The organism is Nostoc sp. LEGE 12454 (assembly GCF_056620565.1).
Genome location: NZ_JBWQXL010000009.1, coordinates 1 through 15,787, shown reverse-complemented (window position 1 = coordinate 15,787; position 15,787 = coordinate 1). Strand labels below are relative to the sequence as shown.

11 protein-coding genes and 1 tRNA gene are annotated in these 15,787 nt (G+C 39.6%); 10 read left to right on the top strand and 2 right to left on the bottom strand.

Features of this window, described 5'->3' with window-relative positions; genetic code table 11:
* Positions 1-521 precede the first annotated feature (521 nt).
* Positions 522-1,019, bottom strand: a complete 498-nt coding sequence (locus AC1F2U_RS12145; RefSeq protein ID WP_094349059.1) for an HNH endonuclease — start codon at positions 1,017-1,019, stop codon at positions 522-524.
* Positions 1,020-1,429: 410 nt separating this feature from the next.
* On the opposite strand from AC1F2U_RS12145, the gene alr reads away from it, so the two are divergent.
* The 8 genes from alr to AC1F2U_RS12105 all read left to right on the top strand — a co-directional run bounded on the left by alr (position 1,430) and on the right by AC1F2U_RS12105 (position 13,590).
* Positions 1,430-2,617: an alanine racemase gene (gene alr / locus AC1F2U_RS12140; RefSeq protein ID WP_480261339.1), complete on the top strand. Its 1,188-nt coding sequence runs from the start codon at positions 1,430-1,432 to the stop codon at positions 2,615-2,617.
* A 107-nt stretch (positions 2,618-2,724) separates the two neighbouring features.
* Positions 2,725-2,806 (top strand) — tRNA-Leu (locus tag AC1F2U_RS12135).
* 922 nt (positions 2,807-3,728) lie between these two features.
* A complete protein-coding gene (locus tag AC1F2U_RS12130; RefSeq protein WP_480261338.1) occupies positions 3,729-4,796 on the top strand; it encodes a response regulator in 1,068 nt (355 codons plus the stop codon).
* Positions 4,797-4,858: 62 nt separating this feature from the next.
* Positions 4,859-5,236, top strand: coding sequence for a response regulator transcription factor (locus AC1F2U_RS12125; protein ID WP_069071198.1), 378 nt, complete (start codon positions 4,859-4,861; stop codon positions 5,234-5,236).
* A 4-nt stretch (positions 5,237-5,240) separates the two neighbouring features.
* Positions 5,241-5,738 (top strand): chemotaxis protein CheW, encoded by a 498-nt coding sequence (locus tag AC1F2U_RS12120; RefSeq protein WP_480261337.1) that lies wholly within the window; start codon positions 5,241-5,243, stop codon positions 5,736-5,738.
* A 61-nt stretch (positions 5,739-5,799) separates the two neighbouring features.
* Entirely contained in the window at positions 5,800-8,607 is a 2,808-nt protein-coding gene (locus tag AC1F2U_RS12115; RefSeq protein WP_480261336.1) for a methyl-accepting chemotaxis protein, read from the top strand.
* A 174-nt stretch (positions 8,608-8,781) separates the two neighbouring features.
* Positions 8,782-11,802, top strand: coding sequence for a hybrid sensor histidine kinase/response regulator (locus tag AC1F2U_RS12110; RefSeq protein WP_480261335.1), 3,021 nt, complete (start codon positions 8,782-8,784; stop codon positions 11,800-11,802).
* 771 nt (positions 11,803-12,573) lie between these two features.
* Complete coding sequence (locus tag AC1F2U_RS12105) at positions 12,574-13,590, top strand: PEP-CTERM sorting domain-containing protein (protein ID WP_480261334.1); 1,017 nt, start codon at positions 12,574-12,576, stop codon at positions 13,588-13,590.
* A 133-nt stretch (positions 13,591-13,723) separates the two neighbouring features.
* On the opposite strand, the gene AC1F2U_RS12100 is transcribed toward AC1F2U_RS12105, so the two are convergent.
* Positions 13,724-14,008, bottom strand: a complete 285-nt coding sequence (locus AC1F2U_RS12100; RefSeq protein WP_335191620.1) for a DUF427 domain-containing protein — start codon at positions 14,006-14,008, stop codon at positions 13,724-13,726.
* 583 nt (positions 14,009-14,591) lie between these two features.
* On the opposite strand from AC1F2U_RS12100, the gene AC1F2U_RS12095 reads away from it, so the two are divergent.
* Together AC1F2U_RS12095 and AC1F2U_RS12090 are read left to right on the top strand one after the other, a co-directional pair.
* Entirely contained in the window at positions 14,592-14,816 is a 225-nt protein-coding gene (locus AC1F2U_RS12095; protein ID WP_480261333.1) for a hypothetical protein, read from the top strand.
* 382 nt (positions 14,817-15,198) lie between these two features.
* The gene (locus AC1F2U_RS12090; RefSeq protein ID WP_480261332.1) at positions 15,199-15,702 is read left to right on the top strand and encodes a hypothetical protein; all 504 of its coding nucleotides are present in this window, start codon (positions 15,199-15,201) and stop codon (positions 15,700-15,702) included.
* Positions 15,703-15,787: the final 85 nt, after the last annotated feature.

The window sequence follows — 15,787 nt, the reverse complement described above, 5'->3', positions numbered from 1 at the left end:
ACAGCGCTCAACAATCAACTAACTTCCCCTAAAGGGCATACAGTAAGGAAGTTTAGGATATCGGCCTGTATCTGGCAGCATAAATATGTTTTAGGAGTTTTGTTCTCTTTCGTAAATTCAATCAGGGAGATTTTTATCTAACTTAGGGTATACTTCCTATCTTATACTTTAGAATTAGTCCTTGATTTTGAAATATTCTTATGCTTAATATTCTCATTATTGTGACTATTGAGCAATTAACAATTATTTTTGATGAACAACGTCTGTTTTGTATCCCCTTTGAAAATTCTGAAAATTTAGAGTCAAGTCCAATGAAAAAGGGCAAAAGACAGGGGGAGTAAAGAGCAAAAGGGAAACTTTATATACATACAACAAATTTAAAAGCTTGATAGTTGACGCAATCGCCTTCGTTGCAAGCCATATAGCCACCAATTTTTAACACTCCATCACTAAAGTTATTGGCTATTTCCCAAAGAAAGAGGGTATTTCTGCTTTCTCCTTTGCTCCTCTGAATTTTTGGCTCAAAGACCTATAACATACTTTTGCCACTCTGTATGCAGTCCACTCTTAAGATGTTTGCTGACCTCGAAATAGAGACTGCTATAAGGTTGGCGCGGGGGATGACGCAAAGGCATGTGAGCTTCGTGGGGAGTCCGACTGCCTTTTTTGACATTGCAACGGACACAAGCGGTAACAATATTCTCCCAAGTATCGCCTCCGCCGCGCGATCGCGGGATTACATGGTCTAGTGTCAATTCATCCCCTGTGTAACCACAGTATTGACAGGCATGACCATCACGGTGCAATATATTTCGGCGAGTTAGAGGGATTTCTTTATAAGGAACGCGTACATAATGACGCAACCGGATCACGGTCGGCAACGGGAAATCCGTGTACAGAAATTTACCGTTGTGTTCCACGCGTTCTGCTTTGCCCTTGATTAAAAGAACTACAGCACGACGCCAACTCGTTATATTGAGAGGTTCGTAAGAGGCGTTTAAGACTAAAACCTTCCCCATTATTTGCGCTCAGGGTATGAGTTTTACAATATATTAACACAAATACACCCTGCTAGGGAGATGAGAAAAAATTATACTTTCGGAAGAATTCGAAAATTGAGTTAGGGGTGAGGAGTGAGGAGTTAGGAATTTAGAGGTAATATTTGTAACTTTATAACAATAATTACGTAGGTTGACACAATCGCGCAGCGTCTTGTAGAGAAGAACGGAGTGAAAAGTTAAGCCGTAAGATTTACTTCTAACTCATAACTCATAATTCATAACTCTTAACTTTTACTTTAGCGCTGTAACATCTTGTATCAATTCCAATCTGAAGGTTAAACTTCCTATTTAATCTGATCTCGCTTTTAGGAGCGTGTATAGATAGATAATTTGCAAGTTTAGCCGTGGCGGGATAGGAGTCAGTACAAATGTTAAGTCGCAAACAAATCCCTGGTGTAGTTCCTAATCAGCAGTGCGATACCTACGCGTGGTTTTCGCAACGAGCTTGGGTAGAAATTGATTTAGAGGCGTTGTCGTACAATGTAAAGCAACTGGTGCAGTTTTTATCGCCGCGTACCCAATTAATGGCAGTAGTAAAAGCTGATGCTTATGGACACGGAGCAGTAACAGTCGCCCAAATTGCCATCCAATCGGGAGCTAGTTGCCTGGGAGTGGCTACAGTTCCAGAAGCTATTCAATTGCGAGAAGCTGGGATTCAAGCGCCCATTTTGATTTTAGGGGCAACTCATACGCTAGAGCAGATTCATGCGATCGCCCAATGGAAACTTCAGCCTACACTCTGTAGCCCTAAACAAGCTTTAGTATTTTCTGATACCTTAGAATCGATGAATCATGATTCTCCAGTGCCCGTACACATTAAATTAGACACGGGAATGTCTAGGTTGGGGACTGATTGGCGGCAAGCTGGCGAATTTGTGCAATTAGTGCAGCGATTACCGCGTCTTGACATTGCCAGTATTTATTCTCATTTAGCGACAGCAGACGATCCTGATACCACGGCAATGGAAGAACAGCATAAACGATTTGAGGATGCGATCGCTCAAATCAAAGCAATGGGAATTGAAGTACCTTGCCTGCACTTGGCAAACTCAGCCGCCGCACTCACAAATTCAGCATTGCACTACGATATGGTGCGTGTAGGTTTAGCTGTTTACGGACTTTATCCAGCAACCCATTTACAAAATGCGATCGATCTCAAGCCTGTTTTACAACTTAAGGCAAGAGTTACTCAAGTTAAAACAATTGCCGCAGGAACCGCTGTTAGCTACGGGCATAAATTTATTGCCCCACGCGAACTTCGCCTCGCTGTTGTGGGAATTGGCTATGCTGACGGCGTTCCTCGCAGTCTTTCCAACAAAATGCAGGTATTAATTCGCGGTCAGCGCGTGTCGCAAATTGGGACAATTACAATGGATCAGTTAATGCTGGATGTGAGTGCCATACCCAATATCCAAGAAGGAGAAGTAGTCACCTTATTAGGAGAACAGGGAAAAGAACAAATTTCAGCGGACGACTGGGCAAAACAATTAAACACTATTTCTTGGGAAATTCTCTGTGGATTCAAGCATCGTCTGCCTCGTGTTGCAGTCATGTAATTGGGTATGGGGCATGGGGCATTGGGTATTGTTATTCTTTTCCTGCTTCCCCAGTCCCCATTCCCTATTCCCAAAAATAATTTCTTATGGTATGATAATAAACTGATGCGGATGTGGCGAAATTGGCAGACGCGCTAGATTTAGGTTCTAGTTCCGAAAGGAGTGAAGGTTCAAGTCCTTTCATCCGCACTTTTGATAAATTAAATTGCCTTATCTAGGTTGGTAGTTATACTTGAGTTAAAAGTTCAAGAATAGTTACCAGCCTATTTAAATATTGCTTATACCAATTTAATGTGAAGCTGCACTAAATGAATAACTCCCTATTCTTGGTGCTCTTGGCGTACTTGGCGGTTCGTTTAATAAGGATATTTGAAAATTTGTTTGTGGTAGAATGTGCCTGTGAACAAGATAGGGAAAGACTTTTAACTTAATAAGTCTGTTCTCCAAATAATAGTAAATGTGTAAAAGTGGATAAGTCCTAATGGATTTAATAACCTACAATTTTCGTAGGTAGGATGTGTTCGAGACATAATGTACCATTCCGAGAACTTTCAGTACCTACTCTCGGCAGTAAAACACTCTGCAAAAAATAAGTTTTGCAGAGTGTTTCATCTAAGTTCTTAAATACAAATAACAAAAAATACATTATTGCTTTCAATAAATAAGTATTGTTACTGTGGTCAATTTGAAGTTACTCGATGCAAAGTGGCTTCATTCAGTCCTTACTTGTTTAAAAAATAAATTTTAATTAAGTGTAAATACAGAAGTTCAAAGATATTACCATCAATAAAATCAGTATTATTTCTGTGGTCAGATTGGGCTTACTCAATGGAAAGTGGCTTCATCTAGTCTTGACATTTTTATGTCTTATTTCTCGAAAGATGTTGATAAATCTCAGTAACACTAAGTAGATTAATCGCAATTTACGAATTTACTAAGATTTTCTCATCTGAAAATAACGCTACTCTCGTTGAGTTTCACCACAAACCTAGATGTAAACAGATGTACTTTAAAATACAAAAGTTTAATTTTTTTACTTGATTTTAATTGTGGAATAACTTTACACGAATTTAGCTTACACCTGTCGAATTTTAGCTGAAGTAAAAGCAAAATGAGCACAACTCCTATAGGTAGCTACAGGTTGTTCCAGAAACTACATCCGCTATCTCTGTTGGCACAATTAACAAGTCGGCGTGCTACGGGTTGCCTAAGCGTATTTACCGGGATAGTTTCTTGGTCAATCTATCTAGAGGACGGTAAACTTACTTATGCCTCCTATTCAGATAAACTATTTGAGCGCCTTGACAGTCACTTACGGCGCTTGAGTCAGCAAATTCCTGCTCTCAACAGCGCCACTCGCGTACAGATGCGGCTGATGTTTGAGACGAAAAATGAACATCAATCAATATCAAATGCGGATTACCAAGCTATTTGTTGGTTAGTAAATCAGGACTATATTACCTCTGTGCAAGCAGGAAGCCTGATAGACGAATTAGCAAAAGAAGTAATGGAATCATTTCTGTGTTTAAAAGAAGGTAGCTATGAATTCAGTCCAGAAAGCTCTTTGGATGAACTACCAAAGTTCTGTCACCTGGATTTACGGTTGCTTGTTGAACACTGTCAAAAGCAATTACGAAATCGGCAAAATATTCAGTCATCAATACCGGCTGGTGCGAATTCCCAAGTTTTTTCTACAACACAATCGTCTCAAGATCAGCCACAGATGCAAATAAAGCTTGGGCAAAAATTGCCAATACCAATCAATTTTGATATTCCTGAGAATCATAAAAATACTCAGCCACCTGTCAGCAAAAAACTATATACAATTGCCTGCATTGATGACAGCCAAACAGTTTTGAATTCTATCAAACACTTTTTGGATGAAAACACATTTTCAGTTGTAACGATCAACGATCCGGTAAAAGCTTTAATGCAAATTCTACGTAGTAAGCCCGATCTGATTTTGCTAGATGTTGAAATGCCAAGTTTAGATGGCTATGAGCTATGTTCATTATTACGTAAACATTCAGCTTTTAAAAATACACCGATCGTGATGGTGACTGGTAGAACAGGATTTATCGACAGGGCAAAGGCTAAAATGGTCAGATCGTCTGGATATTTGACCAAGCCTTTTACACAATCAGAATTGCTAAAAATGGTTTTTAAGCATCTTGGTTGATTGAAATAAGGCAAATAAAAATAACAAAATATGTTTAATTTATTTTTTTAGGAGATTTGATAGTGAGCCTGACTTTGCTTGGCACAATTTTGATTGTAGAAGATTCTCCCAGCGAATTGGAATTAATGAGCCATTATCTGAAAGAGAGTGGTTACAACGTAATTAAAGCAAGTGGTGCAAAAGAGGGTTTAGAAAAAGCTGTGTTGGAAAAACCAGATGCGATCGTTACTGATGTAGTAATGCCAGAAATGAGTGGATTTGAATTGTGTCGTTCTTTAAGAAGAAATCCGATCACTGCAAAAGTGCCGATTGTGGTTTGTAGTTCCAAAAATCAAGAAATTGACCGTTTGTGGGCAATGAGACAAGGTGCAGATGCCTATATAACTAAACCTTACACCCGCGAACATCTCCTACGTACTATTAAATCAGTGGTAATTTGAATCAATGACTAGTACAAACATTACTCTTTCTTCAAAACCAATCCCGAATAATTTAGTAGATGGTTATCTGAAGTTTCAGCTAAATCAACAAACTACTGCTGTTTTATCAATGAGGCATACGCAAGAAGCAATTCTTGTGCCTGTTGAATCTATTACGTCAATACCGAATATGCCATCCTGCATATTAGGATTAATGAATTGGCGGAGTCGGATAATTTGGGTAGTTGATTTACCAAGAATGCTCAATTTAGAATCCCTAGATTATCGACTGCGACAATACAATGTGATCGTTATTCAAGTGGAATCATTGGTGTTGGGATTAGTTGTACAAGAAATAAAAGGTACAACCAAGTTCATAGTTGATGATATTCATTCTCCTATAGGACAAGTGACATCCAGTTTAGTTCCTTATTTATGTGGGTGCGTTGTGCAACAGGAAGAAATATTACTAGTATTAGATGCACAGGCGATTGTGCAATCTTCTATTCTCCGCAGTGATTAGGGTTTACTACTAAAAAGCTGTTTTTAGTGTTCTTATTCACATATTTAGGAGAACTACTTTTATGTTTAATAAAACCAACACGAATCAAGGTAATAGTGCTCAAAATAGAGCATCACTGATTTCATCTCAAAAAGCTATTGGAACTGTAGTAAAGCTACCAAATAAGCTGACTAATAAAAGTGTGAATAATTCTTCTTTGAATCAGGGTATTGCCTATTTTACAAGGCTGGGATTGGTTAAGAAAGCGACTATTTTAGCGATCGCAATCGGTACAATACCAGTTTTGGGCATCGGTGCGATCGCTTTTGGTTTTGCCAACAAATCCATTACTAAGCAAATTACCCAATCTCAACAAGCCGAAGCCACTGGCTTGAGCGATAAAGTTAACCGCTTCATGCTGGGACGCTACGGTGATATTCAAGTAATATCAAACTTGCTATTTTTGACAAATTCTCAAGCTAGTATTAGTACTCAAGAAAAACAAGCAGTTTTAGATCGGGTTGTCGAAGCCTACAAAGCTTATGACAGTATTGCTGTTTTCGATCGCCAAGGTAACTTGATTGTCCAGTCTACAGGCGAACCCCTGGAAAATCAAAAAGACCGTACCTTTTTTCAAGACGCTTTACAAAAAGATACTCCTGTCATCAGCAAACCGGAAGCAGCAAATACAGGTGTTGTGAGTATTTATCTAGCCGCACCTGTGAAAGAGACAAGAACGGGTCAAACTATTGGCGTGGTACAAGCACGTATGCCCGTAAAATCTTTAGAGGAAGTTACCAAAAACTACGCAGCTAACGGACAACAATACCATTTGCTTGATGGTTCAGGAACAGTTTTCTTGAGTCCCCAAAAGGAATTATTGGGGAAAGAGGCCAAGGGAGAGTATTCTAATTTACCTAAACTGCTAGCAGCTAGAAAGGTAAATAGTTTTATAGAAGTTCCGAAAACTCACAAAAAACAAGAACTAGTTAGCTATGTACCAGCTAGTACGATAGATGGCTTACCTGATTTAAACTGGCAGGTACTTTTAGCTACAGATACAGCAACTGTATTTGAGCCGCAAAGACAATTGTTGTGGATTATAGCCATCGGTACAGCACTGACAGCATTGATTGTAGGTGCGATCGCATCTCGGTTAGCTAAACTGACTACACTACCAATTCTCAATGCAACTGCGGCATTAGCAAAGTTAGGTCAAGGTAAATTTAATACCCGTCTGGAAATTGAAAGAGAAGACGAATTAGGGGTATTGAGTGCAAATATCAACCTAATGGCTGAACAATTGCAGGTCTTAGTTAAAGAACAGCAACAGGAACTAGACGTTGAAGGGACAAAATTACTAGCAGATATTACCCTACGGATTCGGAAAATGCTCAAAACTGAAGATATCTATCACGCCACAGTCAAAGAAGTTCAGCGAATCCTCAAAACAGACCGGGTAATTATTTATAGTCTGAATCCAGGTACTTTGACAGGCGTTGTAGCTGCGGAATCGGGAACTGGTAATTGGCCGGAAATGTTGGGAGTGCAAATTGACGACCCTTATTTTCGAGAACATTATCTAGAAAGCGATCGCGATCGAGGGGTGCAAGCGGTTGCCAATATTCATCAAGACCAAAGCCTGAAAAATGCCGACAGTTACATCCAACTGTTGGAAAAATTTGCTGTCAAAGGTCATTTAATCGTACCGATTCTTGCCCAAGAAAAACTTTTAGGCTTATTAATTGCTCATCATTGCGAAACTCCTCGTGTTTGGCAACAGCCGGAAATTGACTTGTTTCAACAGATAGCAACTCAAGTCGGCTATGCCTTAGAACAAGCCAAGTTATTAGAAGAGATAGAAAAAGTCAGAAATGTAACTATAAGTGGATCAGACGAAACACTGCAACAACAACTTTTACAACTACTCAACGACGTAGAAGGTGCAGCCAGAGGCGATTTGACAGTGCGTGCAGACGTAACTGCTGGGGAAATTGGTACTGTTGCCGACTTCTTCAACTCCATTGTGGAAAGCCTCCGGGATATTGTTACCCAAGTTAAACAAGCTGCCATCCATGTAAATAGTGCCATTGGCTCAAACGAAGGAGCCATCCGCCACCTAGCAGAAGAAGCGCTAACCCAAGCTTCCGAAATCAACCGCACCCTTGATGCTGTTGACCAAATGACCCAATCCATGAAAGCCGTAGCCGAAAGTGCCGAAAAAGCTGCCTTCATTGCTAACCATGCTGCTCACACTGCTACCAATAGCGGACACGCGATGGATTTGACAGTACAAAATATCCTCTCTTTGCGGGAAACAGTGGGTGAAACTGCCAAGAAAGTGAAACGTTTGGGAGAGTCTTCGCAACAAATTTCTCGCGTGGTTTCCTTGATTAACCAAATCGCGATTCAAACCAACTTGCTTGCCATTAACGCCGGCATCGAAGCAGCACGTGCGGGTGAAGAAGGTCAAGGTTTTGCTGTTGTTGCTGAAGAAGTCGGCGAATTAGCAGTTAGGAGTGCCGCAGCAACCCAAGAAATTGAACAAATTGTTGAAAATATCCAACGAGAAACCAGTGAAGTGGTGCAAGCAATGGAAATAGGCACTACCCAAGTCGTAGAAGGTACTCGAATTGTGGAGGAAGCTAAACAAAGTCTGAGTGAAATTTTAGATGTATCTTCTCAAATTGACTCCTTAGTGCAGTCGATTTCTACCGCGACTGCATCTCAGGTTGAAACATCCCAAAGTGTTAGCCAATTGATGAAAGATATCGCTGCTATATCACAACGTAGCAGCGATTCTTCTCGCCAAGTTTCTGAATCTCTGCAACAAACTGTGGATATTTCCCAGCAGTTGCAAGAGACTGTCGAGGCTTTCAAAGTTAGTTAAGTTGGTCATTTGTCATTTGTCCTTTGTCCTTTGCAATTTGCTAGTGATGAATGACGAATGACTTTTGTTATTTGTCTGTTGTCATTTGTCCTTTGTCCTTTTACTAATGACCAATGACCAATGACTAATGACTAATGACCAATGACCAATGACCAATGACTAAGGACAAAAACCATGCTACAAGACAAAGAATTAGAAATCCAGATGCAGTTTCTGGAAGAAGCAACAGATTACTTAAATACCTTAGAAGGGGTATTGCTAGAAATCGATACTAGTAACCGCATCGATTTGGATAAAATTAATGCTGCACTCCGGGCCACTCATTCTATTAAAGGTGGTGCGGGAATGATGGGATTTAAATCGCTAAGTGATTTATCTCACCGTCTGGAAGATTCCTTTAAAGTTTTAAAAACTAAAAAAAATTCTTTAGAAATTGATACTCAGTTGCAAAGTTTATTGCTATCTGGAGTTGACTGGCTGCGTCAAATTGTAGAATTGCTTGCAGAAGGGAATGTTGTCGAAGATCAGTGGTTAGCAACTTTTTGTTATCCCATCTTCGATGAGTTGCACGATCGCTTGGGCGACCCCACCCCAGAAGATGCCTCAACTATGCTATCCCCAGAGGACGGGCAAGACGTTATCCCTTTGCTATTTGCTACAGAAGTAGAAGAGTGTTTGCAGCGTCTAGAATCTATATTGGCAGATAGCGAACAAGCCGGATTGCATGAAGAAATTGCAATCCTGGCAGCTGAATTAGGTGGTTTGGGAGAAATGCTCCAGTTGCAAGCTTTTAGCAAGCTTTGTGCGTCGGTAACGCAGCATTTGGAAACTGTTAGTAGCGATCGCATCCCCGAAATTGCCCAGTTAGCATTGCAAGCATGGCGGCGATCGCAAGCTTTGGTGCTGACAAATCAGCTAGATAGCTTACCTACAGCTATTGACTTGAGTAGTTTGCAATCCCAGCCGCTATTACCAGCACAAGTAATACCACAGCTTCTCCCTACAGATGTCGTAGACACAGAAGTAGCGTCAACAGCGGTTTGGCAAGCAGAGATAACTCCAGAAACTTGGGTGAAAGATGAAGCAATCGCAGCAAATTTTACATTTGTAGATGCAGAATTTGCTGAGGATGTAAATGCTGTCAATGTCACCGAGCACAATACAATATTTGCTAAAGAAGAAAATCCTCCAGATGGCAAAATTAGCGAAGGTAAAGGAGAGCCAGTTGCCGTTGCTAAAGAACGAGAAATTCATGAAAATAGCGTCCGAGTTCCTAGCAAACAGCTAGAGCAAATTAATGATTTATTTGGCGAACTGATTGTTCAGCGAAATGGCTTAAACTCACAATTAGAAAAATTACGCAAACTCGTTCGGAACCTCAACCAGCGAGTCCAAGTTCTCGACCGCGAAAACCAGGAATTACGCATAGTCTCCGATAAAATTTCCACTCAAGCTACCATGTTTAATGGGGCGCATCTACAAGCTGAAAATGGCCACCAAGTACAAGGTATAAACACAGAATTTGATGCCTTAGAAATGGATCGCTATAACGAATTAAACCTGCGATCGCAGGAAGTTATGGAAACCATTGTTCAGGTACAAGAAGTCACAACAGATGTGCAACTCAGTGTAGATGATACAGACCATATTGCTCGTAAACTCAACAAAACATCAAAACAGTTACAAACCAAGCTAAATCACATCCGAATGCGACCGCTGTCTGATTTAATCGAACGTTTTCCGAGAGCTTTACGCGATTTAAATGTCGAGTATGGCAAAAATGTTCAGTTAAAAATTGAAGGTGGCAACACTTTAATTGAACGCAGCATTTTAGAAGCTTTAAACGAACCTTTAATGCACTTATTAAGGAACGCTTTCGATCATGGAATCGAAGACTCTGCCACGCGTCGCCTTTTAGGAAAACCAGAACAAGGATTAATTGAAATTACAGCTACTCACCGCAGTAATCGCACTATCATTACTATCCGTGATGATGGTTGGGGCATTTCTCTGGAGAAAATTCGCACCCGCGCCCTAACTATGGGATTGGATGCTTCTTTACTCGCTAATGCTAGTGATGAAGAACTACTATCACTAATTTTTGAACCAGGTTTTACCACCTCCGAGCAAGTCACAGCATTATCTGGCCGCGGTGTTGGTATGGATGTGGTTCGCAACAACCTGAAACTAATTCGAGGAGATGTGAAAGTTGATACGGAACCAGGAGTTGGTACTACCTTCACCTTATCAGTACCGTTTACACTTTCCGTTGCGCGAGTTTTGCTGGTAGAAATCAACAAAATTCTATTAGCATTTCCCACAGATGTCATTTCAGAAATATCTTTACTCCAAGACGAGCGAGTTTTTGAAATGGCTGGTAGCGAAGTTTTAAATTGGCAAGGAACCATGCTGCCACTGATTCGCTTAACTCGTTATTTAGAGTTTAATTGCCTACGCTACGATAGCGCAGAGTTGGAAATTCCGGCAGCTATTAGTACTAACAGTGTGTTAGTAGTCAAAGGTAATAATCAGCCAGTCGCCATCCAAATAGATCGTTGCTGGGGCGAACAAGAAGTTGCGATTCGCCAAGTTGAAGGAAATATACCTTTACCTGAAGGCTTCAGCAACTGTACAATTCTCGGTGATGGTCGAGTAGTGCCATTAGTTAATGTCAATGAGTTGCTGTATTGGATTGCTACAAATCAACGTACTCCCAGAGGCACTCAATTACCATCAGCAAGGTTAAAAACACCATTCCTGATATTTGATGAAGAGAAAATATCAGCAGCATCTATTAAGCAGAAAGGCACAATTTTAATCGTAGATGATTCGATTAATGTACGCCGCTTTTTAGCTCTGACTCTTGAAAAAGGAGGGTATCAAGTAGAGCAAGCTAAAGATGGTCAAGATGCCTTAGAAAAACTCCACAGTGGATTAAAAGTGGAGGCAGTAATTTGCGATATTGAAATGCCTCGCCTTGATGGTTATGGCTTTTTAGGTAAGGTAAATTCAGACGTGGATACAAAAAATATTCCAGTGGCAATGCTGACTTCTCGTAGCAGCAATAAACATCGGCAACTAGCTATGCAATTGGGGGCGCGGGCTTACTTTTCTAAACCTTATAACGAGCAAGAGTTATTGCAAACGCTGGAGGAAATAATTCATTCGGTTGCAGAACAGGCAGCTTCTAATTAAAAATTGTTAATTCATAATTAGGTTTTAGATATTTTCTTAAGTGCGTTATGCCAAAGGCTAATGCACTATTTGTTTGACCTTTTGGTGCCTTGGCGACTGAAAGTCACGGCTACACAGACTTGTGTTGAGCGGAGTTGAAATACAAAACCCGCGCATGTGGGTTAAAAGACTGAGTTATATAAGTCATAATCGCCTAGCTTTTGCGTCATACTATTTGTGTCAATTGAAATAATTTTTACATAAACTCAATTTGTAGTGAATTTATGGTAACTGTAACACTGACAGCTGTTGCTACTGCGATCGCAACTACACTTTAGACTAAAGCAGAGGACAAAAACACAGAAGTTGTCGTTATAAATAAAGTTGTTATCTTTACCAAGCTTGTCTTTTCGTTACCAACACAACTTGTTTCGTTACGAATGCTTATCCGTTAGTAACGATAACTTATGCGATCGTTACTAACACAACTTGTTTTGTTACAAATGCTTATCTGTTGGTAACAAAACAAGTTGTGTCGTTACCAATACAACCTGTTTCGTTACCAAAGCTTATCTATTTGTGCAAACACTTATGCGATTATTACTACAGCTTAAGCAAAACTTATCAATAAAAATTCTAACCAAAGCTTAGAGCCATTTTCAAGTAAGCAGTAACATCAAAAAGAATAGACTCGCTCCCTAAAATCCAAAGATAGAAAATGCTAAGATTCCAATCAGATATAGCATTTCCGAGATTTTTTTTATTTTGAAAAATTAATCCAAGGAGTTTTAGGTGATAAAAAATAATAAAAAAAAGGCTATAGCTCAAGCTATTTCTACAGTCGTTGCTCTAGGTTGGGTGATAATGCAAGTGGAATCAGCACAAGCTGCTACCTTGACGGTGAACAATCTCAATGACAATGGCGTTGGCTCGTTGCGCAATACGATCGACATTGCAAGTAACAATGATGTGGTAGAGTTCTTATTGGGCAGTAATCCTAGTACAATTACACTGACAAGTGGGGCACTTGCGCTCGTCGCCAAAAATCTCACTATTAATGGCCCAGGTGCTAACTTACTTACTATCAGTAGCAATAATAACTTACCCGTGTTAGACATTAACGCTGCGAATGTTACATTTTCTGGGCTGGCGATCGCTGGTAATATCAACGCTTACAATTCTAGTAATCTAACGTTTACCAATAGCACCATCAGCGGCGACAATGTGAATATAGATGGTAACTTAACACTTATCAATAGCACTATCAACAGCCAGAATTTGGAGATCAATGGTGGACTAACAGGAATCGATGATAGTAATGTAACGGCTCTCAATAGGATCACCATTGGCGGCAATTTAACTAGTCCTAGCGGCAATTTAACTATCTCTACTGGTAGCCTGTATATTAACGGTGGTAACATTATTAATTCAGAAGCAGGAGGCAACATAACTGTTACAGCCGAGAGCCTTGTCATCACAGGTGGTAGTCAGGTAAGGATTCCTAATAGCACTAGCGGCAATTCTGGACAAATCAGCGATGGTTTAGGAGGTAACATCAGTCTCAATGTCGGCGATCTTCTTTTATTGAGACGACCAGTACCTGAACCAAGCGCGATCGCTGCTGGTAATATTAATTCAGGATCAGCAGGCAACATAACTATCAACTCTGGTACTTTGATATTGAACCCTGGTGCTATTATATCGAAACCAGTACCCGAACCAAGTGCGATCGCTGGTACTATACTTGCTGGTAGTCTGGCTTGGCTGGTGAAGAGAAAGCAAGCAGCATTTCGCAAGGCAAAGCTATAATCACATATTCAAATAAATTCGTAAATAAAATAGTTTAGATACTTAGCCCGTTTGTACGGACTAAGTATTTTATGGGCAATTAGTCGGACATAATATCAATTACCTGAAACTAAAATAATTCCAGGAACCTTTATTAAGCCTCAACTTTTACACCCTTCCAGAAGGCAACATAACCTTCAATATTCTTAGCCTTCTCCTTAGCGGTGGGATAATACCAAGCAGCATCTTTATTGGTTTGCCCATCAACTTCGATACTGTAGTAACTGGCAACACCTTTCCAAGGACAAGTAGTGTGGGTGTTACTTTCAGTAAAATACTGCTTGTTAATGGCGTCAACAGGGAAATAATGGTTGCCCTCTACAACTACGGTATTATCACTCTCGGCTAAAGTAGCTCCATTCCAAATTGCTTTCGGCATAAATGACTTTGTAAATAAACGATACATATAACATTTTTACACTATCAGCTTATTTGTAGTGAATTTCTGCTGTGACGCTGACAAAGTAGTTCAGAAGTCACGAATAGGCAATGATTTACAGGATTTTCCTCTAGAAATTAATTGCAATCACTTTTATTTATCAAATTGAAAATTAAAAACATTTGCTTACAGCATCACGATTTTCTAACATATTGGTATGGAAAGTTTATTAGCAAAAACAAAGTTATATCTCGGTTTGCCTACGGCAAGCTCCGCGAACGTGAAAGCAAACTACGCGCAGCGTCTCGTAGAGAAGTGCGAACTAAGCTAACGCATATTCTAGACATACTTCTCAGCTAAGGATTTTATTTAGCATATCTTTGGCTCTTTTCAGTTATCACTAAAACTTCTTTTAATGTTCAACTTCTCCAAATTGGATGAATTTGAATAATTCGTTTGGGTAATTAACAAAATAACCCATGACATGAACCAATTATAAAAGGTTGAGATTAATCAGACAGTGGACTTTATTACTAGAGAAGACTGATTGCAATTACACTTTGTTTCAATTGAGGATAACTCTATGAAATTCACAAACTCGCTAAATTCTGCACATATTATTGCTTGGATTAACTCTATGCCTAAAATTACTTGCTTTCATCAAGCCAAGAATCACAATAGCCCATCAATAAACACAGCCGTCAACTCTGAAACTTCTTCTAGCTATTCCACAAATGTCAATTATCTCAAATCTTTTGATACTGCTTCTATTGCCTATTACATGATGGGTTTTGGTGATTTTAAATGAGCTATAGCAGTCCTAAATCATTTGTGAAAATTATATATCTCTTTCTTTTTTCTTCCCTTTGCGCCCTTGGCGTTCTTGGCGGTTCGTTTCCTTATCTATATTTTTCACGACTCATTTAGGATTGCTATAAGTTACTTTTGTGCTTTTGAGTTGTAGCTTAGATCCTTTTATTAATTACAGTTTTGTTTTCAAAATACTACAGCTTTAAATATTAATACTTCTCTTAGAAGATAGCTTTTTAAACTTGTTAGGGAATTATTTTACTTAAATACGTGAGTAATAAATCAACAAATATGATGACCTAATCATCAGAGCTTGAAATCCCTAAAAAAGAAAACTTTTTAATTGAGAACACTAATTAATCTCTACTAAGGATAAAATCATGAAATTCACAACTTTGCTCAATTCTGCACTTATTATTACTTCCATTGCTTTTATACCTGGAATTGCTGGCGCTCAAACAGTTAATACTAACAATGGCGGTGGACAAATAAATACAGATGCCAACTCTAATACTTTACGTAAAAATCCTACAAATGCCAAATATCTGCAACCCTTTAATATTGCCTTTCTCGCTTATCAAGGTTATTTAAGAGAGCAGGGTATTCCCAGTGGGGGCACTTTGTTATTCAGATACCAAACCGGATACTTGACTGCAAAAGATGTGGTTAAGGCTGCTATCAAGGCTAATAAGTTACCAGGGGAAGTTTTGAACGATCGAGGTTATGTCAACGCAGTCGAGTTACAGATGAAATCATTTGGCGATACTGGTAGAGTCGATGGCGGGTATTATCCCGCGCACCTCTCAATTAAATCTGGGCGTGCAAGTTTCCCCGCACCCAGTTTCCGATGTTCCTACTTTGCGGTTTTGCTCATGTGCAGGTAATCATGGCAGCTTTCGTGAATTGCCATTAGATTCTCTTTCTTCCAGTTGGCATGATTCCCATCTTTGTGATGTAGGTGAATACATT

What these genes read in the sequence shown, in the direction of transcription:
- AC1F2U_RS12145 (WP_094349059.1), bottom strand. Translation starts at nt 1,019, where the DNA reads ATGGGGAAGGTTTTAGTCTTAAACGCCTCTTACGAACCTCTCAATATA.
- alr (WP_480261339.1), top strand. Translation starts at nt 1,430, where the DNA reads ATGTTAAGTCGCAAACAAATCCCTGGTGTAGTTCCTAATCAGCAGTGC.
- AC1F2U_RS12130 (WP_480261338.1), top strand. Translation starts at nt 3,729, where the DNA reads ATGAGCACAACTCCTATAGGTAGCTACAGGTTGTTCCAGAAACTACAT.
- AC1F2U_RS12120 (WP_480261337.1), top strand. Translation starts at nt 5,241, where the DNA reads ATGACTAGTACAAACATTACTCTTTCTTCAAAACCAATCCCGAATAAT.
- AC1F2U_RS12115 (WP_480261336.1), top strand. Translation starts at nt 5,800, where the DNA reads ATGTTTAATAAAACCAACACGAATCAAGGTAATAGTGCTCAAAATAGA.
- AC1F2U_RS12110 (WP_480261335.1), top strand. Translation starts at nt 8,782, where the DNA reads ATGCTACAAGACAAAGAATTAGAAATCCAGATGCAGTTTCTGGAAGAA.
- AC1F2U_RS12100 (WP_335191620.1), bottom strand. Translation starts at nt 14,008, where the DNA reads ATGCCGAAAGCAATTTGGAATGGAGCTACTTTAGCCGAGAGTGATAAT.
- AC1F2U_RS12095 (WP_480261333.1), top strand. Translation starts at nt 14,592, where the DNA reads ATGAAATTCACAAACTCGCTAAATTCTGCACATATTATTGCTTGGATT.
- AC1F2U_RS12090 (WP_480261332.1), top strand. Translation starts at nt 15,199, where the DNA reads ATGAAATTCACAACTTTGCTCAATTCTGCACTTATTATTACTTCCATT.